The organism is Sinomonas notoginsengisoli, from assembly GCF_021554725.1.
GTDB classification, from domain to species: Bacteria; Actinomycetota; Actinomycetes; order Actinomycetales; family Micrococcaceae; genus Sinomonas; species Sinomonas notoginsengisoli.
Genome location: NZ_JAIZDP010000001.1, coordinates 658,471 through 685,349, shown reverse-complemented (window position 1 = coordinate 685,349; position 26,879 = coordinate 658,471). Strand labels below are relative to the sequence as shown.

Sequence of the window (26,879 nt, the reverse complement as noted above, 5' to 3'; positions counted from 1 at the left end):
GGTAGGGTGAACCTGCCACCTTCGAACTCCCAGAGGTCTGCCCCTGCATGAGCACCACATCGTCCGGCGTCGCGAGCGCCTCCGGCGCCATTACGGCCCCGCGCGTGGTTGCCGTCGTCGTGAGCTACAACCGGCGCGAGCTCCTCGAGCGCTCGCTCGCCGCGCTCGCTGCTGGTGACCATACGCCCGACGCGCTCGTCGTCGTGGACAACGCCTCGACCGACTCGTCGCCGGAGTACCTCGCCGGGCTGACGTTCCCCTTCGCCTATGAGCTGGTCCGCCTGAACCACAACACCGGCGGCGCTGGGGGGTTCGCTGCCGGGATGGCGGCGGCCCTCGCGCGGCACGCGCCAGACCTGCTGTGGATCATGGACGATGACACAGTGCCGCTCACGGGGACCCTCGCGGAGGCCGTCCGGCTGTGGAACGCCTACCCGGAGACGGACAAGCCCGCGTTCATTGCGAGCCGGGTCGTCTGGACCGACAGCCGCGACCACCCGATGAACACGATGCGTGACCGTTGGGACGCCTCATACCAGGACCGCGACTATGCGGCCCGGCATCGCGCCCGGGCCGTCCGCTCGGCATCATTCGTGTCGCTGTTCGTGGATGCCGCCGCGGTCCGCGCGCACGGCCTGCCCGTCGCGGACTTCTTCCTCTGGAACGACGACTTCGAGTTCACCGCGCGGCTGGCCCGCCACCGGCTCGCCCTCGCAAGCGTCGACTCCGTGGTGGAGCACCACACGAAGGTCTACGACTCGTTCACGGCCGATGTAGGGCCACGGTTCCGGTTCGAGGTCCGCAACAAGATCTGGACTTTCTTCCGCTCGCCCGCCCTCGCACCCGTAGAGAAGGTGCTCTACGGTGCATCGACTATTTGCCGCTGGGGGACCATGGTAGGCCGTAGCCCTCGCCCGGGTGTCGTCCTGGCGGCGGGGCTCGCCGGACTGAGGGAGGCGCTCGCGCGGGGGCCCCGGCCCACCGAGGACGTGCTGGCGGCCGCCGGGGCGCTCCCTGCGCCCGGAGTCAGCCAAGCGGCCTTCGCCCGGGAGGTGCAGGACGGCGAATCGATGCCCCAGTTCTCAGTGCTCCTGCCCGTCTACGCCGGAGACTCCGCCCACCGCGTTCGGCGGGCCATCGAGTCGGTGACCACGGCCCAGACGGTACGCCCGGCACAGCTCGTCATCGTGCGCGACGGCCCGGTCGACTCGGACATTGAAAGCGCCCTGGTGGACGCCGAGCGGTCGGGCCGCGGTGTCACGGAGGTTCTGCGCCTGGCCCGGGGCGTCGGGCTCGCCGAAGCACTGGACAAGGGCCTCGATCGGTGCCGCCACGACGTCGTGGCTCGTATGGACGCCGACGACGTGGCGCTCCCAGAGCGGTTCGAGCGTCAGCTGAGGCTTCTGGCGGAGGGGTACGACGTCGTCGGGTCGGCCATTGCCGAGGTCGGTGAGGACGAATCGGAGGTGCTCGCGAGCCGTCCGGTCCCCGCCTCCCATCGTGAGATCATGGCGCAGCTCGCCTTCCGGACGCCGTTCAACCACCCCAGCGTCATGTACCGTGCCGGGGCGGTGCGGGCCGCTGGAGGATACCGCGGCGTCCCCGACATGGAGGACTACTGGCTCTGGGTCCGAATGCTGCATCGCGGCAGCAGGGGAGCGAATGTGCCCGACGTGCTCGTCCTCTACCGGGTCAGTGAGGGCGCGTACGCACGTCGAGGTGGCCTGCGCATGCTCATGGCCGAGATGCGCCTCCAGTCGAAAATGCTCGAAGCACACTACATCGGCCCGTGGACGTTCGCCCGGAACGTGCTCGTGCGTGGGATCTACCGCATCGTTCCGACCCGGCTGCGACGGCGGGGGTACCGCCGGGCGTTCACCGAGCGCCCCGAGGAGGCGTCGTCATTGATCGGCGCACGCGGCTCCGGAGAGGCCGCCGGCTAGCCCATGTTCATATACGTCCTCGTGGCGATGCTCGCGGCAATTGTCACCTACGCGGCCACCGGAGTAGTCCGGGTGCTCGCGCTCCATTGGGGCATCGTCTCTCCCGTGCGCGAACGTGATGTGCATACCCGCAGCGTCCCCCGCCTCGGGGGCGTGGCGATGCTGACTGGATTCGCCGTGGCCTTCTGGGCGGCGTCCCAGACGGTCTGGGTGCGCGCCATCTTCCTCGACACCCCCCAACCGTGGGCGGTGCTGGGTGGCGCCGCGGTCATCGCCGTCGTGGGGGCCGTCGACGACGTGGTGGACCTTAACAGCTGGGTCAAGCTCGGTGGACAGGCCCTCGCCGCCGGAGTCGTGGCGCTGTGGGGACCACGTGTCACCTTCGTGCCCCTCGGTTCCATCCCGATCACCGCCGAGTGGCTCCAGATCGGCCTGACGATGTTCCTCATCGTGCTCACGGTCAACGCGATCAACTTCGTCGACGGACTGGACGGCCTCGCCGCGGGCGTCGCCGCCATTGGCGGCATTGCGTTCTTCCTCACGGCCTACTGGGTGCACCGCAATGCTTTCCTGCCGGACTACACGGACCTCGCCACACTGCTGATGGCACTCCTCGTGGGGATTTGTCTCGGGTTTCTCCCACACAATGTCCATCCCGCCCGGATCTTCATGGGGGACTCGGGGTCCATGCTGCTCGGGCTCCTCATGGCGACCGGTGCTGTGGTGGCGACCGGCCAAGTTGCGTCAGGCCTCTACGACCGGGCGGAGGGCATCCCGACCTTCATCCCGGTCGTCCTTCCCATCGTCGTCATGCTCCTTCCCTTCCTGGACCTTGTCCTTGCGGTGCTCCGGAGGACCACGAGTGGCCGCTCGCCGTTCTCGCCGGACCGTGAGCATGTCCACCACAAGCTGCTCGACCTCGGCTATACGCACCGTCAGGCAGTGGCCGTCATGTACGTCTGGACGGCGCTCGTGGCGTTCGGCGGAGTGGCCTATGCGTTCGTGCCGTGGATCCCGCTCACGATCGTCAATGCGATCGTCCTGCCGGCCATGGCCTTCCTCACGCTGCACCCCTGGGCCCGAGACGCGGTCGGGAGCGGGCAGGGACGGCCAGTTTGGCTCCACCCGAGCGCGTGGACCAAGCGCTTCTCGGTCCCCATCACCGCCGTCGTGGCCGCCACCACGCTGCTCGGCTTCACCGGCCTGGGCATCGGCGGTGTGCCCATGATCTATCCCACGTTCCTCGCGCTCGGCGTCGTCACCGTGTGCGGGGGAGCGGCCGTGATGATCCTGCACTTCGCGGCGCGGTCATTGCCGTTTGGACGCCGCACCCTTGTCGCCGATGCGCTCATGAAGGTCATCGCCTCCTCCATCGTGCTCCTCGTCGTTCAGAGGCTGCCGTGGTCGGACACCCCTTGGTTCTGGCTGACTCTGGCCACCTCTGCGGCCGTGTGGCTGCTCGCCCAGGTGTGCGTCGCGGTGTGGCAGTGGCGCGCGCTCGAACGGAGATGGCGCACGACGGCGCGGCGGAGCGCCTCCTGACGCTGGCCTCCCTGCCGGCACGGGCCCAGTTCTATCCCGTGTAGAATAGTTTCGCACCCCTCCCCGCCGGCCTCCTGGCTGCAGGCCGCCGACGAATTGGCATGAAATGGACCCTATGATGCGCAAGTTCGGCTTCGTCGGCCGTCCCCGCGTCGGCGGATCCGGCGGCGGGCGGACTCCATGGCTCGGCCTCGCCGCCACATCCTCGGCGGCCTCGGCGGCAGGGGCGATCCTGCTGGCGATCGCGGGACTCGTCGCCTCGGGCCCCGGCGCGGCTGGCAGCGTGCTCTTCGCCGCCGGAATCGTGATCGCCTTCTTCGCGCTGAGCCTCATTGCCGGCCACTTCGCGGGACGCAACAACCCCTCGGGGGCGATCGGCGTCTTCGCGGTCGTCTACGTGCTCAAGGTCGTGGGATTCGCCGCACTCCTGCTGTGGCTCGGCAAGCCCGCATGGGTGGCTGGCCCCTGGTTCGGAGCGGCTGGAATCGCCACGGTGGTGATCTGGCAGACAGTCGAAGTTCTCGCGTTCAGCCGCCTCCGGCTGCAGATCTTCGACGACGTACCCCCTACCGGCAGCGGGCGGTCAGACGCGGCGCCGTCGTCCGGCCAGGAGGGCCCCCATGCCTGAGAAGAACCCGGCGAACAGGCCTTCCGGCGCCCCCGAGGGTGACCGCGGCTACAACTCCGGGATGGCGGTCTTCAGCTATGTAATTGGCGGGATCGTTGTCTGGAGTTTGATAGGGTGGGGGCTGGACAATCTCCTGAAAACGCGCTGGCTTGTGCTCGTTGGCGCTCTGGTGGGGATTGCCGGTGGCATCTACCTGACCATGAAGCATGGGCTCCTCACGCACCGAAAGAGCTCTGGCGAGCCTCAGGGCTCAGGGGACGACGCCGAGACGGAACGTCGCTGATGGAGCACCCGAAAATTTCACATGTGGGGGTCGAAAGCTACTCGCCCCGGCATCTGCCCGACGATGGACACTGCAGAGAGGAATCGCGTTGACCCCGCTCACGCTTCCGGCCGATGACACCGGCGCCTTCACCCCGCCCACTCTCGAGGAAATGCACCTCCCGGCCATCTTCCCGTGGGGCGCAGCTGAAGGCTTCTCGAAGCAGATGCTGATGGTCCTGCTCTCCGTCGTCTTCATCGCCTGGTTCTTCCTCGTTGCGTCCCGCAGGGGCCAGCTCGTCCCCGGCAAGCTCCAGTTCGCGGGCGAGTACCTGTACGGGTTCGTGCGCAACTCGATCGGCAAGGACATCATCGGCGGCCGCGACTTCATGAAGTTCGTGCCACTGCTCTTCGCGCTGTTCTTCTTCATCCTGGTCAACAACATCTACGGCGCGATCCCGTTCTTCCAGCTCCCCACGATGTCGCACGTCGGCGGCGCCTACTTCCTTGCTGCCCTCGTCTACGTGACCTGGATCGGCGTCGGCCTGCGCAAGTTCGGCGCGCGGTTCATCAAGCTCACCGTCGTCCCGGCAGGCGTGCCGTGGTACATCCTGCCAATCGTCGTCCCCATCGAGATCATCTCGAACTTCATCGTCCGCCCGATGACGCACAGCCTCCGTCTCTTCGCGACCATGCTTGCCGGGCACCTCGTGGTTGCCCTCGCCGGCTCCGGCATCGCATTCCTCATCGCGCAGGAGAGCGTCCTGCTCAAGGGCACCTCGCTCCTCGTACTCGTCGGCGCGACCGCGATGTACATGCTCGAGGCGCTGATCATGGTCCTGCAGGCGTACGTCTTCACCCTTCTGACCGCCATCTACATCCAGGGCGCGCTCCACGCGGACGCGCACTGAATCCACCCCTGAGACTTCCCCCCTTCGGGGGATGAACCGAACACTCAATCAGCCCGCCTGGGCAACCTGAAAGGAACACAATGACCGGCAACCTCAACCTCGTCGGCTACGGTCTATCCGCCATCGGCGGTGCCATCGGCGTGGGTCTCGTCTTCGCGGCCTACATCAACGGCGTGGCCCGCCAGCCGGAGGCGCAGCGCGTGCTCCAGCCGATCGCCTTCCTCGGCCTCGCGCTCACCGAGGCGCTCGCGATCCTCGGCCTCGTGTTCGCCTTCGTGCTCTGATCCTCCAGAACACGGCGCACGCAGCCAGAACCGAGTAGATAGGAGGGGTGCACAACATGCATCAGTTCATTGTTCGCGCCACCACCGAAGGCAGCAGCCAGAGCCCGCTCATGCCGAACTGGTGGGAGATCCTGGTCGTTGCCGTGGGCTTCGCAGTCCTGCTCTGGATCGTCGTCAAGTTCGTCGTCCCGGCGTTCGAGAAGACGTTTGCCGAGCGTGCGGAGGCCATCGAGGGCGGCATCGCGAAGGCCGAGAAGGCCCAGGCGGAGGCTTCGGCAGCACTCGAGGAGTACAAGCAGCAGCTCACTGATGCGCGTACTGAGGCCAACCGCATCCGGGAGGAGGCCCGCGCCGAGGGCGCGCAGATCCTCGCGGAGCTCAAGGAAAAGGCGGCCGCCGAGGCCGCCCGCATCACCGAACAGGCCCACACCCAGATCGAGGCGGAGCGGACGCAGGCTGTCGCATCGCTGCGCTCCGAGGTCGGCTCGCTGGCCACGACGCTGGCCGGCCGGATCGTCGGCGAGTCGCTCGACGACGATGCCCGGGCTGGGCGTGTCGTGGATCGCTTCCTTGCCGAGCTGGAATCCCAGAACGCAGGTGCGGTGAAGTAATGGCAGGAGTATCGAGCGAATCGCTGGCCGCCGCGCTGGCCGACCTGGAGACCACGCTGCCCACGGCCTCGCTGTCGCTGGCGCGGGAGCTCTTCGGCATCCTGGGCGTCCTTGACAGCTCCGCCGGCCTTCGCCGTGCGCTGACCGATCCATCCCGCGAGGGCACGGAGAAGTCGGCGCTCGTACGGAGCCTGCTGGAGGGAAAGGCATCTGCTGAGGCCGTGGAGATCACGGCAAAGCTGGCCGCCTCGCGCTGGGCCGACGCTCGCGACGTCAGCGATGCACTCGAGACCCTTGCCTCGACGGTGGCAATCGCTGTGGCCGAGCAAGGCTCCGGTTCCGCGAGCGGCCTCAGCGGTCTGGAGAAGATCCAGAACGATCTGTTCGCCTTCAACCACACGGTCGAGTCGAGCCACGAGGTCCAGTCGGCCTTGACCGAGCAGCAGGCCTCGCCTGAGGCGAGGCGTTCCCTCGCGCTCCGGCTCGTGCCGGATGTCTCCGAGGAGGCGAAGCTGCTCATCAGCCAGGCCGTCACGGCTCCCCGCGGGAGCAAGCCGACTGCACTCGTCGAGAAGTTCGCTTCCCTCGCCGCAGGGCGCCAGAAGCGGTGGATCGCCGACGTCGCCGTCGCTCGCCCCCTTAGCGGGGCGCAGGCTGAGCGGCTCCAGAGGGGGCTCAATGCCCTCTACGGGCGCGAGCTCAAGATCAACACGACCGTGGACCCGTCGCTTGTCGGCGGCGTCCGCGTGACGGTCGGCGACGAGGTGCTGGATGCCTCGACGGTGACGAGGCTCGGCGAGCTGCGCCGTCAGCTCGCCGTGCAGGCACGCTGAGGCATCAGCACACTTGTATCAGACAATTCGGTCATCGCAGGCAGTACGGCTCTTCGGTGACCACGAGAATCAAGAGAGCAGGACTGCAAGATGGCCGAATTGACCATCAATGCCGACGACGTCCGCAGCGCGCTGAACGACTTCGCGGCTTCCTACGAGCCTGGCACGGCTGAGCGCGTCGAGGTCGGTCGGGTGACCACCGCCGGCGACGGCATTGCCCGTGTCGAGGGCCTCCCCTCGGTCATGGCGAACGAGCTCCTCCGCTTCGAGGACGGAACCCTGGGCCTGGCCCAGAACCTCGACGTCCGCGAAATCGGCGTCATCATCCTCGGCGACTTCGGCGGTATCGAGGAGGGCCAGGAGGTGCACCGCACCGGCCAGATCCTTTCGGTGCCGGTCGGGGACGCCTTCCTGGGCCGCGTGGTCGACCCGCTCGGTGCGCCGATCGACGACCTCGGGCCGATCGCCGCGGAGACCACCCGCGCGCTCGAGCTCCAGGCCCCGGGCGTGACACAGCGTAAGTCGGTCCACGAGCCGATGCAGACGGGCCTCAAGGCAATCGACGCGATGATCCCGATCGGCCGTGGCCAGCGTCAGCTGCTCATCGGTGACCGGCAGACCGGCAAGACGGCCATCGCGGTGGACACGATCATCAACCAGAAGGCCAACTGGGCTTCAGGCGACGCCACGAAGCAGGTCCGCTGCATCTACGTCGCGATCGGTCAGAAGGCTTCGACGGTCGCTGGCGTGCGCCAGACCCTCGAGGACCACGGTGCCCTCGAGTACACGACGATCGTGGCCTCGCCGGCGTCCGATCCGGCCGGCTTCAAGTACCTCGCCCCTTACGCCGGCTCCGCCATCGGCCAGCACTGGATGTACGGGGGCAAGCACGTCCTCATCATCTTCGATGACCTCTCGAAGCAGGCCGAGGCCTACCGCGCCGTCTCCCTCCTCCTGCGCCGGCCGCCGGGCCGCGAGGCCTACCCGGGTGACGTGTTCTACCTGCACTCCCGCCTGCTCGAGCGCTGCGCGAAGCTCTCGGACGAGCTCGGTGCTGGCTCGATGACTGGCCTCCCCATCATCGAGACCAAGGCGAACGACGTCTCGGCGTACATCCCGACCAACGTCATTTCCATCACGGACGGCCAGATCTTCCTCCAGTCGGACCTGTTCAATGCGAACCAGCGCCCCGCGGTGGATGTCGGCATCTCCGTCTCCCGAGTCGGTGGCGCCGCTCAGGTCAAGTCGATGAAGGCGGTCTCGGGCACGCTCAAACTGGACCTCGCGCAGTACCGCGACATGCAGGCGTTCGCGATGTTCGCGTCGGACCTTGACGCCGCGTCGCGTCAGCAGCTCACCCGTGGCGCCCGCCTCATGGAGCTGCTCAAGCAGGGCCAGCACAACCCCTACCCCGTCGAGGAGCAGGTCGTCTCCATCTGGGCCGGCACCCGCGGCTATCTGGACGACGTCCCTGTCGAGGACGTCCGTCGCTTCGAGGCCGACTTCCTTGACTACCTCAAGCGCAAGACCTCGATCCTGACGACGCTCGCCCAGACCGGCAAGCTCGAGGACGACACCGTCGAGGCCCTCAAGACCGCGGTGACGGACTTCAAGAAGGGCTTCTTCGGCGAGGGCGACAACCAGCTGGTCGGCGCCGGCCACGAAGAGCACGCCGCTCTTGCCGAGGGCGATGTCAACCAGGAAAAGATCGTCAAGCAGAAGCGCTGATTCCCTGCGGCTGATCGGCTGGGTCGGGGCCCATGGCACCGACCCGGCCAGTCAGCGAGGGTGAGGAAAGGACAAGAATGGGAGCCCAGATCCGGGTCTACCGCCAGAAGATTGCCTCGACGTCGTCGATGCGCAAGATGTTCAAGGCGATGGAGCTGATTGCTACCTCCCGCATCGGCAAGGCGCGTGCCCGCGTGGCCGCTTCCCTGCCGTACGCGAATGCCATTACTCGCGCCGTTTCTGCTGTCTCCTCTTCGTCCGAGATCGACCACCCGCTGACCACCGAACCCACGCAGGTGCGGCGCGCGGCGGTGCTGGTCCTCACGGCAGACCGGGGCCAGGCCGGCGCCTACTCGGCCAGCATCCTGAAGCAGGGCGAGTCCCTTGCCGAGCTCCTCCGCGGAGAGGGCAAAGAGGTGTCCAGCTACATCGTCGGCCGCAAGGGCCAAGCCTACTTCGACTTCCGCAACCGCGACTACGTGCGGGTGTGGACTGGCGGAACCGACAATCCAGAATTCTCGACCGCACGCGAGATCAGCAAGGTGCTCCTCGAGGCCTTCGCTGAGCGCTATGAGGACGGCGGGGTCGACGAGATCCATGTCGTCTACACCCAGTTCAAGTCGATGGTGGTGCAGGAACCCACCGTGATCCGGCTGCTTCCCCTCGAGGTCGTCGAGGAGTACGTGGCGGACCCGAACGAGATCCTGCCGCTCTACGAGTACGAGCCCGAGCCCGAGCAGGTGCTCGACGCGCTACTCCCGCGCTACATCGAGTCGCGGATCTTCGCGGCGATGCTGCAGGCCGCCGCCAGCGAGCTCGCCTCGCGCCAGCGTGCCATGAAGAACGCGGGCGACAACGCGACCGACCTGATCAAGAAGTACACGCGACTGCGCAACACCGCCCGGCAGGCGGAGATCACGCAAGAGCTGACCGAGATCATCGCTGGCGCGGACGCGCTCAGTGCCTGAGCGCACGGTCCGTACGAGCACCCACCGATAGACTGATTCCACGCCATCTACTGAAGAAGTGAGAGAGATGACTGCCACTGCCTCTGAAGCGGTTGCGACCGCTGGCGCGACGGGCCGTATTGCCCGCGTGATCGGGCCGGTTGTCGACGTCGAGTTCCCGGCCGACGCGATTCCGGAGATCTACAACGCACTGACGACGACGATCACGCTCGGCGACCACACCCGAGAGATCACTTTCGAGACCGCCCTGCACCTCGGCGACAACCTCGTCCGCGCCATCTCGCTGCAGGCCACCGACGGACTCGTCCGCGGCACCAAGGTCGTCGACACCGGCGCCCCGATCTCCGTCCCCGTGGGTGACGGCGTCAAGGGCCACATCTTCAACGTCCTGGGCAAGCCCCTTGACGTTGCAGAGTCGGAGATCGACGCCTCAGACCGCTGGCCGATCCACCGCAAGGCCCCGTCCTTCGCCCAGCTCGAGGGCTCGACCGAGATGCTCGAGACCGGCATCAAGGTCATCGACCTCCTCACCCCGTACATCAAGGGCGGCAAGATCGGCCTGTTCGGTGGTGCCGGCGTCGGCAAGACCGTGCTCATCCAGGAGATGATCACCCGTGTTGCTCGCAACTTCGGCGGCACCTCGGTGTTCGCCGGTGTGGGCGAGCGCACCCGCGAGGGCAACGACCTCTGGGTCGAGATGGAGGAGGCTGGCGTCCTCAAGGACACCGCCCTCGTGTTCGGGCAGATGGACGAGCCGCCAGGCACGCGCCTCCGGGTCGCGCTCTCAGCCCTGACCATGGCGGAGTACTTCCGCGACGTCCAGAACCAGGACGTGCTGCTCTTCATCGACAACATCTTCCGCTTCACGCAGGCGGGCTCCGAGGTGTCGACCCTCTTGGGCCGCATGCCCTCGGCCGTCGGGTACCAGCCGAACCTCGCCGACGAGATGGGTCTCCTCCAGGAGCGCATCACCTCGACGCGCGGCCACTCGATCACGTCGATGCAGGCGATCTACGTCCCCGCTGACGACTACACCGACCCGGCCCCGGCGACGACGTTCGCGCACTTGGACGCGACGACGGAGCTCTCCCGCGACATTGCCTCGCGTGGTCTGTACCCCGCTGTTGATCCGCTGAGCTCGACGTCGCGCATCCTCGACCCGCAGTACATCGGTCAGGACCACTACGACACAGCCCTGCGCGTCAAGCAGATCCTGCAGAAGAACAAGGAACTGCAGGACATCATCGCGATCCTCGGCGTCGACGAGCTCTCCGAAGAGGACAAGATCGTCGTGGCGCGTGCCCGTCGCATCCAGCAGTTCCTTTCGCAGAACACCTACACCGCGAAGCAGTTCACGGGTGTCGAGGGTTCGACCGTGTCCATCAAGGACACGATCGAGGGCTTCAAGGCCATCTGCGATGGCGAGATGGACCACGTGGCCGAGCAGGCGTTCTTCAACGTCGGCGGCCTCGACGACGTCGAGCGCGCCTGGGCCAAGATCCAGGAACAGACCAAGTAGCATGGCTGAGCTCGAGGTCGAGATCGTCGCGGCGGACCACTTCGTGTGGTCTGGCCCGGCGAAGATGGTCAAGGCCCGCACAGCGGACGGGGAAATCGGGATTCTTCCGGGCCACACTCCCGTCCTCGCGATTATGCATGCGGGTGACATTGTGATCGAGCCGGCCTCCGGCTCGAGGATTACGGCGACGGTCGACGGCGGGTTCTTCTCGGTCGACTCCGACCGAGTCGTGATTGTCGCCGACAACGCCCAGATCGGCGAATCGGCCGCGGGAACCCGTTAGCCTGACCTCGATGGACGATTCTGCCCTTCCGTTCATCGTCCTGGCAGCGGTCTTCCTGCTCCTCGCAGCGATGCTGTGCGCCCTCGGGGTGCGCCGGTTCGTCCTGCGGCGCACCCTGGGGACGGTTGATGCCTCCATCTCCATGGCCTCCGGGCCGTGGCGGATGGGGGTTTGCCGTTATCAGGACACTGAACTCGAATGGTTCAATCTGCTCTCCCTCAGCCCGGTGCCCCGGCATCGGTTCACCCGCAGTTCACTCGAACTGCTCGGACGGAGGGCCCCGACGGAGTCCGAGCGCACACGTGTTCAGGCTGATGTCGTCGTCGTCGAGCTGAAGTACCTCAGCGAGACGGTCCGCTTTGCGATGGACTTCAGTGCCTACGCAGGTCTGGCGTCCTGGCTTGAAGCCGGACCGGTCATCGGCATCGGAACGTGGCGCTGAGGCCGGGATGGACTGGCTTTACGAGCTGCGCGTCGTCGACGGGCCCGTGGCTGTCGCATGCTGGGTGCTGGGAATTGCCGGCCTGGCATTCCTCGCGGCCCTCGTCCTGGTGCCCCGGCCCCGTGCCCGCGGTGCGATCCTGGCAGTCGCATCGGCGGCCTTCGCGGTGGCTGCGACACTGGTGCTCCATTGGCTGATCGTCGATGTCCTGTCTATCTTCCCGGAGGACCTGCCGCCCGAGGTGCTCTTCTGGTCGGGTGTCGGCATTCTCGGGGTGGTGCTGGGCCTCGTCGGAATTATCAGGCTCGGTGCGGCCCGACGCGCATGGGGCCGTCGAGCGGCCGCAGTCGTTTCCGTGGTTGCCGCAGTGCTCCTGTCCGCCCAGCAGGTCAACGCATACTTCGGCCTCAATCTGACTATCGCGGATCTCGCGGGGGTCTCGGTGAACCGCATCCAGCCGATGAGCCAGGCACTCGAGCGCGCAGGCGCAGCTTCTGTGCCCCTGGCCGATTGGAGGGCGCCGGCGGACCTCCCCGACAATGGCGAACTCCGCAAGGTCCACCTCCCCAACGCGGCGTCCGGGTTCTCCGCCCGAGACGCCTACGTGTACATGCCGCCTGCATACTTCGCCGTGCCTCGGCCCGAGCTGCCGGTCCTCGTCCTCATGGCGGGCCAGCCGGGCAATCCCTCGGACTGGCTCTCAGGGGGCAGGCTCAGGGCCACGATGGACCGGCTCGCCGCGAAGCACGGCGGCGTTGCCCCCGTCGCCGTGGTCGTGGATCCGATCGGGACGCCGAGCAACAACACGCTCTGCATGGACACCAAACTCGGCAAGGTCGAAACCTACCTCACCCAGGACGTTGTCCCATGGATCAAGGAGCACCTCACGGTGGCGAAGGATCCCACCCATTGGGCCGCGGGCGGGTTCTCCTTCGGCGGCACATGCGCCGTCCAGCTGCTGGCCCAGCACCCCGAGCTGTTCAGCTCCGCGCTCGGATTCGGGGCCGAAAAGGAGCCTGCGCTGGCCAAGGAGCGCCGCAAGACGATCGACACTGCGTTCGACGGCGACGAGGCCGCCTTCGAGGCGCAGGTCCCCGCCCATTTCTTCGCAGAGGGCGGTCATGAGGGCCAATTCCTTTTCCTCGCGGCCGGCAGGCGGGATCCTGACTTCATGGCCCAAGCAGACGTCATCGCGAAACAGGCCCGAGGCGGTGGCGCCGAGGTGCACGAGGAGTTCGTGCCGGGCGAGGCCCATTCGTGGGAAATGATTGCCAAGGCGATTCCCGTAGGCCTTGACATGCTCGCGACGCGATGGCGGCTGCCATGATCGGGCCCTCCGCCCTGGTGTCGCCGGGGAAGGCCGCGTTGCGCGGTGCCCGGCGAGTCCCCTTCACGCTCTCTGTCATCGCGGCCATGTGGATTGCCGGTCTGGCCACGGGCAGCATCCTGTCCGGTCCGTCGCCGGAGGTCCTCGACGTGGTGGGCGGCGACCTCGGCTCGCTGCAGTCGGGCCAGTGGTGGGCAGCGATGACGTCGATCTTCTTCGTCACGAATCCGCTCGCCTACCTCGCCGCGACCGTGGTGGTCGGCGTGCTCGTTCCCGTGGCGGAGACAGCTTACGGAACGCTGAAGGCCGCAGCCCTGTTCTTCGTCGGCGACTTCGCATCGGTCACGGTCTTCTTCGCGCTCACGCAGCTTGCCCGGATTGGCGGGGACGGCTGGCTGGGTTCGATGGTAGAGGACCCGGTCCTGGGGCCTTACCCGGCCGCGCTCTTTACCGCCATGGCCGCGAGCCCATCGCTTGGGATCCTCTGGCGGCGCCGACTCCGGACAGCGGTCGTGGGGATCGCGGCGATGCTCACGCTGTATGTGGGCCACTCGGAGACCGTCCTTGGTCTCATCGGGGCCTCGCTCGGGATCGTTGCCTCCTGGTGGTTCAGAGGCCGGCGTCACGACCCACCACACCTGGTCGTTCCATCCGTCCGCGAGCGCCGGAACATCATCGTGGTCATCGTCACCCTCGCAGCGGTCGGCCCGGTCCTCACCGCGCTCTCGCTCAGCCCGTCCGGTCCGCTCGCGCTCGTGCGGGAGATGGTGCTCAACCCGATGCCCGCCCTGGTCCAGCTGCAGCAGGACTGCGGGGGTACGGTGGATGCTGGGTGCCTTCAGGCGGCGCAGCCGGCCTTCCTCTCGCCGGAGGGATATGTGACGGCGCTCGTGCCGATGGCCATCCTGCTGGTATGCGCTGAGGGCCTCCGGCGCGGTCGCAGCGTGGCACTGCGGCTGGCCGTCGCCGTGCAGGTTGCGGTGGGCGTCCTCGCCATCGGCTACCTCGCACTGTTCTTGAGGATGCCGGCCTCGCCACGGCGGCCGCGCTTCTCGCTCCTCGCCTCTGGGTTCGTGCACATCCTGCCCATTGCCCTGACCGCGGTGGCTCTCATCGTGGTGCTCCTGCTCAACCGCAACTTGTTTCCGGTCGAGACGGCGAGGGGCATGCGGCGGCGCCTGGGTGGTGTAGCGGCCGTGGTGGCCGGAGGACTCGTGCTCACCTACACAGTGCTGTGGTGGCAGGGGGGAGGACTGGGCCGCCGCGACTCTGTCTGGGGACTCCTGACAGAGCTCGTCCGCCAGTACCTCCCATCGCCGATCCCCAACAGCTACGAGGTGGTGTTCCGGAACCGGAGTGCCGCTGAGCTCTGGCTGTTCACCCACAGCGGACTCATCCTGTGGCTCGTGGGCCTGATCCTCGTGGCGGTCGTGGTGCTGAAGGGACGCCAGTCGCTGGGTGCTCGGGATGACAGCCTCCACTTGGCGCGCAGCCTTGTGCGCCGGGGTGGAGGCTCGCTCTCATGGATGACGCTCTGGCCACCCAACCAATTCTGGTTCGACAGCCATGCTACGGCGGGACTCGCGTTCCAACTGCACGGCCGAGTCGCGCTCTCGGTCGCCGGGCCCATCGGTGCGCCGGGCAGAGGGCCAGCAGCTGTCGGGGAATTCATAGCGCATTGCGCCGAGCATGCACTCGTACCCTGCTTCTACTCACTCTCGGGCGACCTGTGGCCGACGTTCCGCTCGAGGGGCTTCCACCGCGTCGAGGTGGCGCAGGAGACCCGCCTGTCGGTGCGTGAACTCGAGTTCGTCGGCAAGGAGTGGCAGAACGTCCGCACCGCCGTGAACAAGGCCGGAAAGCTCGGAGTGCGGGCGGTGTGGACGCGGTACCACCTGCTCTCGCCGTCGCAGCGCCAGCAGCTCAGCGCGCTTTCGGAGGAATGGTCAGCCCAGAAGGCCTTGCCCGACATGGGGTTCACCCTCGGAGGACTCGACGAGATCGACGACCCTGAGGTGCTGGTCTGCCTGGCCATGGACGGGGACGGGAAGATCCACGCCGTCACGAGCTGGCTGCCGGTGTTCGAGGAGAACCGGGTGGTGGGCTGGACCCTGGACTTCATGCGCCGTGGACCGGGCGCCTTCTCAGGCGTCATGGAATTCCTCATCGCCTCGGCCGTCACGGAGCTGCGTAATAGTGTCGAATGGATCTCGCTCTCCGGCTCGCCGCTCGCGGCCGATCCGGCAAGCGAGCGTGCTGAAGTCGATGCCGGGGATGAGCTTCTCTCGGGGCTCCTGAACGCTGTGGGACATGCCTTGGAGCCTGTCTACGGCTTCCGGTCGCTTGCGAAGTTCAAGTCACGGTTTCAACCCGAATACCACTCACTGTATATGTATTATCAGGATCCGCTCCAACTCCCAGCCATCGGGCAGGCCCTCGCGCAGGCTTATCTGCCGGGCCTGACAATGCGCCACCGGATGAGAATCCTGCGGCAGATGGTTGCATAATCCGCATCGGACGTGAGCAATTGCAATTAGCGTCACCTCAAGGAAAAAGGAGGGGTTCCGGCGAACCGGAACCCCTCCGCCGGCATCGACCGGCTCGATCAATCACTCAGAGAGCGATCACACCTGTCGCCTGCGGGCCCTTCGCGCCCTGACCGATTTCGAACTCGACGCGCTGATTCTCCTCGAGCGTCCGGAAGCCATTCGACTTGATCTCGGAGTAATGGACGAAAACGTCCGACTCGGCGTCATCTGGCGTGATGAAGCCAAAGCCCTTTTCTGCGTTAAACCACTTGACGGTCCCCTGTGCCATGTCCTGCGTTCTCCTGTGGAATTGCATCGTGACACCGGCACTTATGTGCCGGCCGAGTTACTCCGCGGGAGGACCCGGGCTACCGGGAACTCCACGCTCGCAACGGTCTTGCGAGCATGCATTGCATGAAAAACACTGCTACCTACATCAAGACTGGCACTAGCCAATCATGACAGGCATGTGCGGTCAACGGCACACCACCGTTTTCTTCTCAACGTCCGAAAGAAATTCAGGCGAACGCAGAGAGAACCCGTTCTCGGTCCCCCCGGACGCGACTTTCTTCCGTTGAGAACTCAGCCTAGTTTGGGGGGAAGGAGAACGCCAGAACGGACGACGGAGACGAGTCCCAGGTCCGGGTCAGTGGCCACGATGTCTGCACGCAGTCCTCGGCGGAGGCTGCCGAACTCGTCCGATTTGCCGAGCACCGCGGCGGGGACGGCGCTGGCCGAGAACACGGCGTCGGCCAGCGGAACGCCCGCGGCGGCGGCGTGGGCTACGACGTCAAGGAGTGTTGCGGTGCTGCCCGCAATTGCCCCCGTCGTGTCGAGCGTCGCCACTCCGCCCGCGACCGTCACGGAGGACGGGCCGAGCATGTAGTGCCCATCGCCCAGCCCTGCGGCAGCAATGGAATCCGTCACGAGCGCGATGTTGGCCGAGCCGACGAGCCCGAACATGGTCCGTACCGTGGCCGGGGCGAGGTGCACGTCGTCGGCCACGAGTTCGACCACCGCCCCGCCAACCGCTGCCGCCCGAAGGCACGCCGCAACCGGACCAGGGGAGCGGTGATGGAGGGGAGGCATGCCGTTGAAGAGGTGGGTCACGGTGGGCAGGCCCTCGGCGCCATCGAACCCCGCGGCCGTGAGGCCATCGCGGGCCTGCTCGAGGGACGCCTCGGCGGTCGCGTCGTCGCAGTCGGTGTGCCCCAGCGAGGGCGTCACGCCGTGCGCGGTCAGGAGGTCCACGAGGTCCGACGCGCCGGGCAGTTCCGGAGCATACGTCATCGTGGCGAGCGCGCCGTCGGCCGTCTCGATGAGTTCCATCGCGACGTCGACGTCCGGCTCCAGGAGGAAGTCGGGATTCTGCGCCCCGCAGCGGGAGGGGGAGAGGAACGGGCCTTCCGCATGGACGCCGGCGATCAGGTCTTCCGCGTCGAGCTGGGAGAAGAGGGCGACGCCGCGCAGGAGCTCGTCCTTCGACGCCGTCATGAGGCTCGCCAGCAGCATGGTGGTGCCTTCCGCATGGAGGAGTGCGATCGCGCGGCGCGCCCCGTCCTCGTCGGTGCTCGTGAAGTCCACCCCTTGCCCGCCGTGGCAGTGCAGGTCCACGAGGCCGGGGAGCAGGAGCGCACCGGTGGGCAGCGGGACCTGCGTGCCCCCGAAGGCCGCAGAATCGAAGCCCGAGGCTTCTCCCGCATACTCAATCCGATCGTCCTCGACGGCGACGAGGCCGTCCTCGAGTTCCGTGCCATCACTCACGATCCTGCCCGTGAGGGTCAGGCGGGCGGGAACCGTAGCGGAAGACTCTGCGGAGGTCATGGCTCTACCTTAGGCGAGGGTCGGCATTCTCGACCCCGGTCCACCTCGGACTGGGACCGGTCAGAACAGGCGGGACTCCACGTCATCCACTCCACGCATCGCGTCGTAGTCCAACGTCACGCAGTCGATGCCCCGGTCGAGCGCCAGGACGCGCGCCTGAGGCTTGATCTGCTGGGCTGCGAAGACGCCGCGGACGGGGGCCAGGAGGGGATCCCGGTTGAGCAGTTCGAGGTAGCGCGTGAGCTGCTCGACGCCGTCGATGTCGCCGCGCCGCTTGAGCTCCACTGCCACGGTGGTTCCAGTCGCGTCGCGGGCGAGGATGTCCACGGGTCCGATGGCCGTGTAGTACTCACGCCGGATGAGCGTGTAGCCCGCGCCCAGCGTCTCGATCTGTTCCGCGAGCAGCCGCTGCAGGTCCGACTCGACGCCGTCCTTCACGAGCCCGGGATCCACCCCCAGCTCATGCGAGGAGTCGTGGAGGAACTCGTGGACGTTGACGATGAGGCGGTCGTCCGCCTTCGCCGACTGGACCGTCCACTGCTCGAGGACCCCTTCCTCGAGCTCCGTCTGATCGGGGCCTACAACGTGCAGGCGGGCTGGCGGGCTCATCCAGTTCAGCGGCTTGTAGGACCCGCCGTCGGAGTGCACGAGCACCGAGCCGTCCGCCTTGACCACGAGGAGGCGCGTGGCGAGGGGCAGGTGGGCCTTGAGGCGCCCCACGTAGTCGACGGAGCAGCGGGCAATGACAAGTCGCACCCGAGAACTCTACCTTTCGGCACCGCCGCCGGGCTGAACCGAGATCCCCCGCGGGCGGCCCGGTGGGCGCAGCACGGCAGAATGGAGGCATGCCGCGCTCGAACCGACCCCGCCGCCGTCCCGCCGTCCCCCGGGCCGAGCGTGCAGCGGCGGGAGCACGCGAGGAGCTCGACGACTTCAACCCCGAACGCGTCCTTGCGGGGTTCGCGCGGCTCGAGTCTGCGCCCGACGGCGAGTGGCGAGTCCGGCGGGTGACGACCCGGAACGCGGCGAAGGACTACACCTGCCCCGGCTGCTCGCGGATCATCCCGCCGGGGGTTGCCCATGTGGTCGTCTGGGCCGAGGACCATCTCTTCGGCGAGGAGGCGGCCATCGCGGACCGGCGCCATTGGCACACGCACTGCTGGCGCACGCGCACGTACCGCCGCCGATAGCCCAGCAGCGCGGCCAGGGACACAGCACGCAGCCGATACTGTGGGGCGCATGAGCTTCGATCCCGCATCCTATGTGTTCGCCGAGTCAGACGGTCCGACGCAGATCCGCGCCAACACGGTACTGCCCGCGCGCCGGGAGAACATCGAACTGCACACCGAGGACGGGCTCACCCTCGTCGGCGAGCTTGCCCTGCCCATGGACCGGGAGCCAGTCGCCACGCTCGTGACCCTCCACCCCCTGCCGACCCACGGCGGGTTCATGGACTCGCACGTGTTCCGCAAGGCCTCGTTCCGCCTTCCCACACTCGCAGGGCTGGCCGTGCTGAGGTTCAACACCCGCGGGACCGCGAGCCCCCGCGGTACGAGCGAGGGCAGCTTCGAGGACGGGGTCGGGGAGAGGGCCGACATCGAGGCCGCCGTGCGCTTCGCCGGTGACCGCGGGCTTCCCCACCGCTGGCTCGTCGGCTGGTCGTTCGGCACCGAACTCGTCCTCAAATACGGCGCCCTCGCCCCTGTCGTCAGCGAGATTGAGGGCGCAGTCCTGCTCTCACCGCCCCTGCACCGAGCGGGCGATGCCGATCTGGATGCCTGGGCGGCATCGGGCGCCCCGCTCACGGCACTCGTGCCGGAGTTCGACGACTATCTCCGCCCAGCCGAGGCCGCCCGGCGGTTCGCCCGAGTGCCACAGGCCAGAGTCGTTGGAGTCGACGGCGCGAAGCACTTGTGGGTCGGGGAGAAGTTCGTGCACAGGGCACTCAGTGAGATCGTCGACGAGACCACAAGCGCCGGGTCTGGCCCTGACGGTATTCCGACGACGTGGGAGGGTCCTTCCGCGACGGCGGCATAGGGCCGCGCGCCGACAATGCTGTCCCGGCGCTCCAGTGCCAGAGCCGGCACTGAGCGGTCAGTGCTGGTCCTGACGTGTGATGAAGACCTCCCTGATTAGGAGCATCACCGAGGCGGCGGTAGGGATTGCGATGAGTGCTCCGAGCACGCCCAGAAGGGTACCGCCGGCGATCACCGAGATGACCGCCACCGGGCCGGGGACGGCCACCGCACGCTGCATGATGCGCGGTGAGACGAAGTACGCCTCGAACTGGAGGTATGCGAAGTATGCGATGGCCAGGATGACGGCCGTCTGCCATCCCGAGGTCAGGGCGACGAGGGAGATGATGGTTCCCGCCACGACGCCGCCGACCAGTGGGATGAACGCGAGGAACCCCACCATGAACGCGAGCAGCGCGGCGAAGGGCACCGTCAGGATGCTCATGACGACGAAGGCGAACGTAGCGTTCAGGGCCGCGACGCACACCTGCCCGATCACATAGTTGCCGACCGAGCGGGTGATCTCCTCGCTCAGTGCCTGGACCCGGCGGCGGCGCGAACGCGGCGCGAGCCGGTAGGCCCAGAGCTTCATCGTCGGCATCGCCGCGAGGAAGTAGAGGCTCAGGACCACGACGATCAGCACGCCGAACAGGGAATTGGCCACCGTGGTGCCGAAGCCGAGGACCCCGCCGAAGATGTTCGTGATCGCGGTCGAGTCCTGGCCGAACTTCTGCAGCTCCTCTGTGACGCGGTTCTTGATGCCGAACTGCTCGTCAATGCTGCGGTAGAAGTCGGACTTCAGGAAGTCCTGGATCCACGTTGGAACGTTGTTCACCAGCTGCGTGATCTGCTCGACCATCGTCGGTATGAGCGTTCCGAAGAATGCGCCCAGGATCGCCAGGAGCGCGAAGATCGTCGCGATGATCCCCAGCGCCCGGGGTATGCGGTGCGATTCGAGCCACCGGACGACTGGGTCCAGCCCGAGGGCGATGAAGAGCGCTGCCAAGATCCACAGCAGGAGCTGGGTCGTGTGGGCCACCACGTAATACAGTGCGAGGGCGATCCCAACGCCGACCGCGCCCATGAAGCCCATGTAAACCGGGTTGCGCGCGGAGACGCGCGGTCCGGGCTCTCCGAACCCGTGCTCACCCGGCTCGAGGATATGGGCCGACTCGTCCTCTGCGAGGGGCGGCATCTCGAAGCGGATCCGTGGCTGTGCCCCGGGCAGCGGCGTCCGGAGCCGGCGGAGGACACCGCGCGCGAGTCTTCTCACCCCGTGCGCCTGCGGCAGGTCGCCGCCGATGACGGGTTTGCTGATCGGAGGATGAGGATCGGCCGATGAAGGAGACTTCGGATCGATCGGTCCCGGCTGGTGCTTCTCTCCCACGCCCCCGCCTTCTGCTCGATTTGGGTCCTGACGGTCGGCGACAGGCGCCCATTGCACCGCCCGGCGCCGGCCGTACGGGCGTCCCCGCACCTTACGCGGACACGTTACCAGCCGGTCCGATGCGGCCCGATGATCACGATTTGGTTACCATGGATGCGTCCCCTTCCCCGACGTGAGGTTATTCCTGTGCGATTGAAGACCGCAGCCGCGCTCCTGCTGCTCGGCCTTGTAGCCCTTGTGGCCGGCATCGGCCAGTTGACGTGGTGGGCGCCGGACGAGCAGGTCACGGCCACGCTCCCCGCAGACACCCCGGCTGCTCCGCTGACCGTGATCGACACCAAGCTCCGTGATCTCCGTGGGGGAGAGGCAACACTGACCATCCACGGCCAGGGCAACTACGTCCTGGCCACGGCACGTCCGGACGATATGGCCGCCTGGGTCGGCAAGGCCGCCCACACCACTATTGCCGGCGCCTCGGAGGACGGCAAGATGCTCGCCGCGACCCACGCGGACGGCGACGCAGAGTCGCCCAGCCCGGCTGGCGCGGACTTGTTCGCCGCCACGCAGAGCGCGAGCGGCACTCTCGAGTACCACTGGGACCTCCCTGACTCGGGAGACTGGCAGCTCCTCCTCGCGAGCGATGGAAAGGCTGCGGCCCCGCAGGACGTCAGCATCACGTGGCCGAGCCACGCCACCACGCCCTGGGCCGTCCCCCTGCTCGTGATCGGGGCACTCCTCATAGTCGGCGCCGTGGTCCTCGCCGCTCTGGACAGGCTCGGTCGGGGGGGTTCCGGCCGCGGCGCTGGGCGGCGCCGTACCGCGCCAACGAACGATCCGGCGACCGCCGCCATCCCGGAGGCGTCCCGCCGCGCGCCGGGAAAGTCTGAGCGCACGCCCGACGCCGTGCCTCGCCTGAGTGCCTTGGGCCGCCTGGGCGGGCCGCTCGCCGTCGTGCTCGCGGCTGTCCTCGGCAGCGGGGTGGGCGCCCTCCCGGCCCAGGCCACGAGCACGCCGACGCCGAGTGCGTCGGAGCCGGCCAAGGCCCGGGTGGTCACGGAGGACCAGCTCTCGCGCATCCTCGATCAGACCGCGAACGCTGTCCAGGGCGGCGACGACGCGAAGGACGCGGGCAAGCTCGCCGCGCGCGTCGATGGCTCGGCGCTGCTCGCACGCACCCAGAACTACAAGGTCCGGGCGGCCGTGGCCAATGCACCCGCCATCGCACCCGTCCGCGCGTCCAAGCTCCTCACGAGCGTCGTGACCACGCAGCGATCGTGGCCGCGGACTGTCGTTGCCGTGACGCAGGGCGAGGGCAACAGCACCCCACAGCTCGTCACGCTCCGCCAGGCGTCGGCACGGGACAACTACAAGCTCATCGAGGCCGCCCCGCTCCTGCCGGGTGCGACGTTCCCCGGCACGCCCAAATCCGGAGCTGACCAGATCTCCCTCGATGACAAGGCCGGTCTCGCCGTGAGCCCCAAGGACGCGATCGGAGGCGTGGCAGACAGGTTGTCCACCGGTGGCAGCGCGTGGAAGGACAAGATCCCGGACAACGCCTACATCAAGGACACCTTCGGCTACCAGACCGACATTTCCAAGGCCGAGAACGCCACGTTCACCTTCAAGCACTCGCCGGTCGGCGACGAGGCCGCGGCGTTCCGCACCGCCGACGGGGGCGCGATCGTCATCGCCCCGCTCGACTTCGTCGTGGAGGGCACTCCGAAGGCCGAAGGCGACAAGGTCACCCTGCAGGATGACGCCGCCGCGCTGGCCGGCGGCAAGGAGGCCAGTAAGAAGATGGCCTTGACGTTCCGGGAGTCGGTCATGCTCTACGTGTCCAAGGACGGGGCAGCGCAGCCGGTGAACCTCATCGGCGCCACGCGCAATCTCTCGGCTGCCAGCGTGAGCTGACCAGCTGCGAAGCCGCCAGGTGCGGGGCGGCACCACCCCATCGGAGGGTGCCGTCCCGCTCTTCTCGACCCGCCCTCCTGCGCCCCGGCCCTTCGCTAAGCTGGACCCATGAGCGTTCCCGGTTCCCGCCAGCCCCAGCCGCAGCTGAACTTCCGCGGCGCCGTCGACCTCTCGGCCCTCAAGGCCCGCGCCACCGCGACGCCCCCGGCCGCATCGCCCAATGGCCCAGCTGCCCCACCAGGGGGCGCCCAGGCTGCAGGCGCGAGCGTTCCGGCGGGCGAAGGCAGTGCACCGGCGCCGTCCTCCGGCCGGATCGACCTCGACGAGCGCACCTTCGGGGACGTGGTCCAGCACTCGGCGACCGTGCCCGTCGTCGTGCTCCTCTGGGCCTCCTACTCCCCAGAGTCGCAGCGCCTCCGCGACGAGCTGGGCACCATAATCGGCTCGTACGGCGGCCGCCTGCTCTATGCCACTGCGGACGTAGAGGCCTTCCCCCAGCTCGCGCAGGCCTTCCAGGCTCAGTCCGTCCCGACGGCGGTGGCGATCCTGAAGGGCCAGCCCATCCCGCTCTTCCAGGGGGCAGCGGCTGAGCAGCAGTCTCGTCAGCTCCTCGACGAGCTCCTTCGGGTCGCCGAGGCCAACGGTGTGACTGGTACGGTAGACGGCGCCCCTGCCGCTGCCGCCGAGCCCGAGCTGCCACCGCTGCATCAGGAGGCATTCGACGCGATCGACCGCGGCGACTTCGCTGCTGCGGAAGCCGCGTACCGGAAGGCCCTGGCCGAGCAGCCCGCGGACCGCGAGGCGAAGGCCGGGCTCGTCCAGGTCCAGCTCATGGCGCGCGTCGCCGAGGTGGACCATCCCGGTGCCGCGAAGGCGCGCGCCCAAGCGGCGGCGGCCCCCGAGAGCCTCGAGGCGCAGCTGGCCGTCGCGGACCTCGACGTCGCCGGCGGCCACGTCGAGGACGCGTTCTCCCGGCTCGTCGCCTTCATCACCCGAAGCGCGGGAGAGGACCGCGAGGCCGCCAGGGTCCGGCTCCTCGAACTCTTCGAGGTCGTCGGGCCGACGGACCCCCGCGTGAGCTCCGCACGGCAGCAGCTTGCCCGGGCCCTGTTCTAGTCCGGCAGGCTCTCATGGCTGATCCCGTCCCGTCCACGCACTCCGCGCTGTCGCTGCGCGGCCTGGTCAAGGCCTTCGGCGGCAAGGTCGCCGTCAACGGCATCAGCCTCGAGGTTCCCACGGGGTCGTTCTACGGCCTCGTCGGGCCGAACGGCGCGGGCAAGACCACCACGTTGTCCATGGCCACGGGCCTCCTGCGGCCCGACGTGGGAAGCGCATCCGTGCTTGGTGTGGACGTGTGGGCGGACCCCCTCGCAGCGAAGCGCCTGCTGGGCGTCCTCCCTGACGGTGTCCGGCTCTTTGACCGGCTCAGCGGCGAGCAGCTCCTGACCTACTCGGGCCTGCTCCGCGGTCTGGACCGCGCCACCGTGGCACAGCGCACCCGCGACCTGCTCGAGGCGTTCGACCTGACACCGGACGCTCGGACGCTCGTCGTCGACTACTCCGCGGGCATGACCAAGAAGATCGCGCTCGCGGCATCGCTGGTCCACGCGCCGAAGGTCCTCGTCCTCGACGAGCCCTTCGAGTCGGTGGACCCGGTCTCGGCCTCGAGCATCCGGGCCATCCTGTCCGACTTCGTCCGCTCGGGGGGCACCGTTGTGGTCTCGAGCCACGTCATGGACCTGGTCCAGCGCATGTGCGACCACGTCGCCGTCGTGGCCCAGGGCCGCATCCTCGCCGCCGGGACGGTGGATGAGGTCCGCGATGGGGAGACCCTCGAGGACCGCTTCGTGGCCCTCATGGGAGGCCGGGGGCACACCGAGGGCCTGACGTGGTTGCACACCTGATCCGGCTCAAGCTGCTCCTTCTGCGCAACGGCCTGCGCCGCAGCCCGTGGCAGCTCGTGGGCATCGTTCTCGGCGCCCTCTACGGGCTGTGGCTCGTGTTCCTCGCGGTCGTGGGCCTCCTCGCGCTCAGTGTGCTGCCCACGCCGTTGGCCGAGACGGTGATGGTTCTGGCCGGTTCGCTCCTGGTGGTCGGGTGGGCGCTCACGCCGGTCCTCTTCGCGGGCATCGACCTCACACTGGACCCGGCCCGCTTCGCGCTCTTCCCCATCCCGCTGCGCCAGCTCCTCATGGGGCAGGCAGTCACGGGGCTCATCGGGGTGCCCGGAGTGTGCACCACGCTCGTACTTGCCGCGTCGACGGTTCCCTGGACGCGTGGGCTGCTGGCCTTCATCGTGGCGGCTGTCGGGGCGGTGCTCGCGCTCGGACTGTGCGTGGTCGTGAGCCGGCTCGTCGCGAGCATCGCCTCGGAGCTGGCCTCCTCGCGCCGCTTCCGCGACGTGAGCCGGATCGCGTTCGTCGTCCCCCTCATGCTGCTCGGGCCGGCTATCTCCCTGCTGGCGAGGGGCATGGGCGGCGGCGGGACACCGGGCCTCGTCGCCTGGGCCGACGTACTGGCCTGGACTCCACTGGGCGCACCGTTCTCGGCGCCTGCCGCCGCGGCCGAGGGCAACGTCCTCGAGGCACTGGCCAAGCTCGTCATCGCGGCCGCGGCCCTCGTCCTTGCCGCCTGGGGCTGGTCCTGGGCCTTGGCGCGGGCGCTCGAGAGCCCGGGCAGCCGCTCGGCGCCGAGGGCACGGTCCTCCCGCCGCGGGCTCGGGGCCTTCGGATGGATGCCGCCGAGCCCTGCGGGGGCGGTCGCCGCCCGCGCCCTGACCTACTGGATCCGGGACCCGCGGTACACCACTGGCCTGATCGTCGTTCCGCTCCTGCCCGTGGTCCTCTACGCCTCCTCGATCACCCGCCGCGCGGAGCACGTCTCGCTGCTCGACGGGCCGCTTGTCATCGCCGGCCCGCTCGCCGCATTCATCCTCGCGTGGTCGATCTCCGCGGACGTCTCGTACGACTCCACAGCCTTCTCGCTGCACGTTTCCGCCGGAGTGAGGGGCCGGTCCGACCGGATGGGACGGGCGGCGGCGCTGCTGCTGTTCGCACTCCCCATAATGACCCTGATCACAGCGCTCCCGTTCCTGCTCGCGGGAGACTGGCGGCTGTTCCCGTCCTTCCTGGGACTCGCACTCGGCGTGCTCCTCTCCGGCGTCGGGCTCTCCTCGGTGGTCTCCGCCCGCTACACGGTCACGGTGCCGTTGCCGGGGGAGAGCCCCTTCCGCAGGCCGGCTGGCGCGAGCACGCAGACCATCCTCGTCCAGCTCGGCGGGATCGCGGCACTCGGAATCCTCGCCTTGCCCGAGATCGTGCTCACTGCCCTCGCCGCGACGGGCGGCGCGCCGGTGTACGGGTGGGCATGCCTCGGTGTCGGGGTCCTGCTGGGCGGCGGACTCCTCGCCCTCGGAGTCCTCCTGGGCGGCAGGCTCATGGATGTGCGCGCCCCGGAACTGTACGCAAGCCTCACCAAGGCGGGGTGACGGTCCGCACACCGGCTGCAGGCCAGGCGAGGGGAGATCCACCCTGGAAGTTGTCATCCTCAAGGACTCGCGGGATGTGGGCAGGATCGCTGCGTCAGTATTCTCGACGCTCCTGGAGAGCAAGCCGGACGGAGTCCTCCGCGTTCGTGCTGGACGAGTACGTTGGCCTGCCGGCGAACCATCCGGAGTCGTACCGGTGAGTCATCCGGCGCGACTTCGCCTCGCGCGTCACCATCGACCCAGAGCGGGTCCACAGCCCGGACGCCTGCGCCGACGACCTCGAGGCGCCCTGCGGTGCGTACGAGGCGGCCTCGATCGACGAGGTTCCACCCCCACGCCACGGTGATCGTCGACGAGGCGGCGGCGTCCTCGCTCCGGCTCGCCGACTACTACCGCCACGCCTACGAGAACAAGCCGCCGTGGCAGAAGCTCTGAGCCCAGGTCCAT

Annotated in this window: 25 protein-coding genes and 1 pseudogene; 22 read left to right on the top strand and 4 right to left on the bottom strand. The window is 68.0% G+C overall.

Features of this window, described 5'->3' with window-relative positions; translation table 11 throughout:
• Window positions 1–47: 47 nt before the first annotated feature.
• The 15 genes from LF262_RS03145 (at window position 48) to LF262_RS03075 (ending at window position 15,787) form a co-directional block, all read left to right on the top strand.
• Complete coding sequence (locus LF262_RS03145) at window positions 48–1,943, top strand: glycosyltransferase (RefSeq protein ID WP_235778796.1); 1,896 nt, start codon at window positions 48–50, stop codon at window positions 1,941–1,943.
• Window positions 1,944–1,946: 3 nt separating this feature from the next.
• Window positions 1,947–3,485 (top strand): MraY family glycosyltransferase, encoded by a 1,539-nt coding sequence (locus LF262_RS03140; protein ID WP_235778795.1) that lies wholly within the window; start codon window positions 1,947–1,949, stop codon window positions 3,483–3,485.
• Window positions 3,486–3,600: 115 nt separating this feature from the next.
• Window positions 3,601–4,113, top strand: a complete 513-nt coding sequence (locus tag LF262_RS03135) for a hypothetical protein (RefSeq protein ID WP_235778794.1) — start codon at window positions 3,601–3,603, stop codon at window positions 4,111–4,113.
• Window positions 4,106–4,396 carry an AtpZ/AtpI family protein gene (locus tag LF262_RS03130; RefSeq protein ID WP_235778793.1) on the top strand — a complete coding sequence of 97 codons (291 nt, stop codon included), beginning with the start codon at window positions 4,106–4,108 and terminating at the stop codon, window positions 4,394–4,396. The genes LF262_RS03135 and LF262_RS03130 overlap by 8 nt, the downstream gene beginning before the upstream one ends.
• Before the next feature lie 88 nt (window positions 4,397–4,484).
• Window positions 4,485–5,285, top strand: coding sequence for a F0F1 ATP synthase subunit A (gene atpB / locus LF262_RS03125; RefSeq protein WP_235778792.1), 801 nt, complete (start codon window positions 4,485–4,487; stop codon window positions 5,283–5,285).
• 80 nt (window positions 5,286–5,365) lie between these two features.
• On the top strand, window positions 5,366–5,569 hold the full coding sequence (gene atpE / locus LF262_RS03120) for an ATP synthase F0 subunit C (protein WP_066498570.1): 204 nt from the start codon (window positions 5,366–5,368) through the stop codon (window positions 5,567–5,569).
• Between the two features lie 56 nt (window positions 5,570–5,625).
• Window positions 5,626–6,180 (top strand): F0F1 ATP synthase subunit B, encoded by a 555-nt coding sequence (locus LF262_RS03115; RefSeq protein ID WP_235778791.1) that lies wholly within the window; start codon window positions 5,626–5,628, stop codon window positions 6,178–6,180.
• Entirely contained in the window at window positions 6,180–7,013 is an 834-nt protein-coding gene (locus tag LF262_RS03110) for a F0F1 ATP synthase subunit delta (protein WP_235778790.1), read from the top strand. The genes LF262_RS03115 and LF262_RS03110 overlap by 1 nt, the downstream gene beginning before the upstream one ends.
• A gap of 90 nt (window positions 7,014–7,103) precedes the next feature.
• The gene (atpA, locus tag LF262_RS03105) at window positions 7,104–8,741 is read left to right on the top strand and encodes a F0F1 ATP synthase subunit alpha (RefSeq protein ID WP_235778789.1); all 1,638 of its coding nucleotides are present in this window, start codon (window positions 7,104–7,106) and stop codon (window positions 8,739–8,741) included.
• A 77-nt stretch (window positions 8,742–8,818) separates the two neighbouring features.
• On the top strand, window positions 8,819–9,709 hold the full coding sequence (locus LF262_RS03100) for a F0F1 ATP synthase subunit gamma (protein ID WP_235778788.1): 891 nt from the start codon (window positions 8,819–8,821) through the stop codon (window positions 9,707–9,709).
• A gap of 67 nt (window positions 9,710–9,776) precedes the next feature.
• Window positions 9,777–11,228: a F0F1 ATP synthase subunit beta gene (gene atpD / locus LF262_RS03095; protein WP_235778787.1), complete on the top strand. Its 1,452-nt coding sequence runs from the start codon at window positions 9,777–9,779 to the stop codon at window positions 11,226–11,228.
• Window position 11,229: 1 nt separating this feature from the next.
• Window positions 11,230–11,511, top strand: coding sequence for a F0F1 ATP synthase subunit epsilon (locus LF262_RS03090; RefSeq protein ID WP_235778786.1), 282 nt, complete (start codon window positions 11,230–11,232; stop codon window positions 11,509–11,511).
• Window positions 11,512–11,521: 10 nt separating this feature from the next.
• Window positions 11,522–11,953, top strand: a complete 432-nt coding sequence (locus LF262_RS03085) for a DUF2550 domain-containing protein (protein ID WP_235778785.1) — start codon at window positions 11,522–11,524, stop codon at window positions 11,951–11,953.
• A gap of 7 nt (window positions 11,954–11,960) precedes the next feature.
• Window positions 11,961–13,280: an alpha/beta hydrolase gene (locus tag LF262_RS03080; RefSeq protein ID WP_235778784.1), complete on the top strand. Its 1,320-nt coding sequence runs from the start codon at window positions 11,961–11,963 to the stop codon at window positions 13,278–13,280.
• Window positions 13,277–15,787 (top strand): bifunctional lysylphosphatidylglycerol flippase/synthetase MprF, encoded by a 2,511-nt coding sequence (locus LF262_RS03075; protein WP_235778783.1) that lies wholly within the window; start codon window positions 13,277–13,279, stop codon window positions 15,785–15,787. Before LF262_RS03080 ends, LF262_RS03075 begins: the two co-directional genes overlap by 4 nt.
• Before the next feature lie 106 nt (window positions 15,788–15,893).
• Here LF262_RS03075 and LF262_RS03070 read toward each other — a convergent pair whose 3' ends face one another.
• The 3 genes from LF262_RS03070 to nucS form a co-directional block, all read right to left on the bottom strand.
• Window positions 15,894–16,097, bottom strand: coding sequence for a cold-shock protein (locus LF262_RS03070; RefSeq protein WP_235778782.1), 204 nt, complete (start codon window positions 16,095–16,097; stop codon window positions 15,894–15,896).
• Window positions 16,098–16,390: 293 nt separating this feature from the next.
• Entirely contained in the window at window positions 16,391–17,632 is a 1,242-nt protein-coding gene (locus LF262_RS03065) for an N-acetylglucosamine-6-phosphate deacetylase (RefSeq protein WP_235778781.1), read from the bottom strand.
• A gap of 60 nt (window positions 17,633–17,692) precedes the next feature.
• Window positions 17,693–18,388, bottom strand: coding sequence for an endonuclease NucS (nucS, locus tag LF262_RS03060; RefSeq protein WP_235778780.1), 696 nt, complete (start codon window positions 18,386–18,388; stop codon window positions 17,693–17,695).
• Window positions 18,389–18,477: 89 nt separating this feature from the next.
• Between nucS and LF262_RS03055 the strand changes: the two genes are divergently transcribed.
• Entirely contained in the window at window positions 18,478–18,822 is a 345-nt protein-coding gene (locus tag LF262_RS03055; protein WP_235778779.1) for an Rv1322 family protein, read from the top strand.
• A 49-nt stretch (window positions 18,823–18,871) separates the two neighbouring features.
• Window positions 18,872–19,669, top strand: a complete 798-nt coding sequence (locus tag LF262_RS03050) for an alpha/beta hydrolase (protein WP_235778778.1) — start codon at window positions 18,872–18,874, stop codon at window positions 19,667–19,669.
• A 57-nt stretch (window positions 19,670–19,726) separates the two neighbouring features.
• Here the strand turns inward: LF262_RS03050 and LF262_RS03045 are convergent, their stop codons facing one another.
• Window positions 19,727–21,034 carry an AI-2E family transporter gene (locus tag LF262_RS03045; protein WP_372462714.1) on the bottom strand — a complete coding sequence of 436 codons (1,308 nt, stop codon included), beginning with the start codon at window positions 21,032–21,034 and terminating at the stop codon, window positions 19,727–19,729.
• 186 nt (window positions 21,035–21,220) lie between these two features.
• Between LF262_RS03045 and LF262_RS03040 the strand changes: the two genes are divergently transcribed.
• From LF262_RS03040 to LF262_RS03020, 5 genes and pseudogenes are all read left to right on the top strand, one after another.
• The gene (locus LF262_RS03040) at window positions 21,221–22,945 is read left to right on the top strand and encodes a DUF8094 domain-containing protein (RefSeq protein WP_308190483.1); all 1,725 of its coding nucleotides are present in this window, start codon (window positions 21,221–21,223) and stop codon (window positions 22,943–22,945) included.
• A gap of 108 nt (window positions 22,946–23,053) precedes the next feature.
• The gene (locus LF262_RS03035; protein ID WP_235778776.1) at window positions 23,054–24,061 is read left to right on the top strand and encodes a tetratricopeptide repeat protein; all 1,008 of its coding nucleotides are present in this window, start codon (window positions 23,054–23,056) and stop codon (window positions 24,059–24,061) included.
• A 14-nt stretch (window positions 24,062–24,075) separates the two neighbouring features.
• Entirely contained in the window at window positions 24,076–24,849 is a 774-nt protein-coding gene (locus LF262_RS03030) for an ABC transporter ATP-binding protein (protein ID WP_235778775.1), read from the top strand.
• The gene (locus LF262_RS03025) at window positions 24,834–26,432 is read left to right on the top strand and encodes a transporter (protein WP_235778774.1); all 1,599 of its coding nucleotides are present in this window, start codon (window positions 24,834–24,836) and stop codon (window positions 26,430–26,432) included. The genes LF262_RS03030 and LF262_RS03025 overlap by 16 nt, the downstream gene beginning before the upstream one ends.
• Window positions 26,433–26,475: 43 nt before the next feature.
• Window positions 26,476–26,867, top strand: a pseudogene (locus LF262_RS03020) (sugar phosphate isomerase family).
• Window positions 26,868–26,879 lie beyond the last annotated feature (12 nt).

Excerpts from the sequence above, each read along its gene's own strand:
- LF262_RS03145 (WP_235778796.1), top strand. The coding sequence starts at position 48 with ATGAGCACCACATCGTCCGGCGTCGCGAGCGCCTCCGGCGCCATTACG.
- LF262_RS03140 (WP_235778795.1), top strand. The coding sequence starts at position 1,947 with ATGTTCATATACGTCCTCGTGGCGATGCTCGCGGCAATTGTCACCTAC.
- LF262_RS03135 (WP_235778794.1), top strand. The coding sequence starts at position 3,601 with ATGATGCGCAAGTTCGGCTTCGTCGGCCGTCCCCGCGTCGGCGGATCC.
- LF262_RS03130 (WP_235778793.1), top strand. The coding sequence starts at position 4,106 with ATGCCTGAGAAGAACCCGGCGAACAGGCCTTCCGGCGCCCCCGAGGGT.
- atpE (WP_066498570.1), top strand. The coding sequence starts at position 5,366 with ATGACCGGCAACCTCAACCTCGTCGGCTACGGTCTATCCGCCATCGGC.
- LF262_RS03115 (WP_235778791.1), top strand. The coding sequence starts at position 5,626 with ATGCATCAGTTCATTGTTCGCGCCACCACCGAAGGCAGCAGCCAGAGC.
- LF262_RS03110 (WP_235778790.1), top strand. The coding sequence starts at position 6,180 with ATGGCAGGAGTATCGAGCGAATCGCTGGCCGCCGCGCTGGCCGACCTG.
- atpA (WP_235778789.1), top strand. The coding sequence starts at position 7,104 with ATGGCCGAATTGACCATCAATGCCGACGACGTCCGCAGCGCGCTGAAC.
- LF262_RS03100 (WP_235778788.1), top strand. The coding sequence starts at position 8,819 with ATGGGAGCCCAGATCCGGGTCTACCGCCAGAAGATTGCCTCGACGTCG.
- atpD (WP_235778787.1), top strand. The coding sequence starts at position 9,777 with ATGACTGCCACTGCCTCTGAAGCGGTTGCGACCGCTGGCGCGACGGGC.
- LF262_RS03090 (WP_235778786.1), top strand. The coding sequence starts at position 11,230 with ATGGCTGAGCTCGAGGTCGAGATCGTCGCGGCGGACCACTTCGTGTGG.
- LF262_RS03085 (WP_235778785.1), top strand. The coding sequence starts at position 11,522 with ATGGACGATTCTGCCCTTCCGTTCATCGTCCTGGCAGCGGTCTTCCTG.
- LF262_RS03080 (WP_235778784.1), top strand. The coding sequence starts at position 11,961 with ATGGACTGGCTTTACGAGCTGCGCGTCGTCGACGGGCCCGTGGCTGTC.
- LF262_RS03075 (WP_235778783.1), top strand. The coding sequence starts at position 13,277 with ATGATCGGGCCCTCCGCCCTGGTGTCGCCGGGGAAGGCCGCGTTGCGC.
- LF262_RS03070 (WP_235778782.1), bottom strand. The coding sequence starts at position 16,097 with ATGGCACAGGGGACCGTCAAGTGGTTTAACGCAGAAAAGGGCTTTGGC.
- LF262_RS03065 (WP_235778781.1), bottom strand. The coding sequence starts at position 17,632 with ATGACCTCCGCAGAGTCTTCCGCTACGGTTCCCGCCCGCCTGACCCTC.
- LF262_RS03055 (WP_235778779.1), top strand. The coding sequence starts at position 18,478 with ATGCCGCGCTCGAACCGACCCCGCCGCCGTCCCGCCGTCCCCCGGGCC.
- LF262_RS03050 (WP_235778778.1), top strand. The coding sequence starts at position 18,872 with ATGAGCTTCGATCCCGCATCCTATGTGTTCGCCGAGTCAGACGGTCCG.
- LF262_RS03035 (WP_235778776.1), top strand. The coding sequence starts at position 23,054 with ATGAGCGTTCCCGGTTCCCGCCAGCCCCAGCCGCAGCTGAACTTCCGC.
- LF262_RS03030 (WP_235778775.1), top strand. The coding sequence starts at position 24,076 with ATGGCTGATCCCGTCCCGTCCACGCACTCCGCGCTGTCGCTGCGCGGC.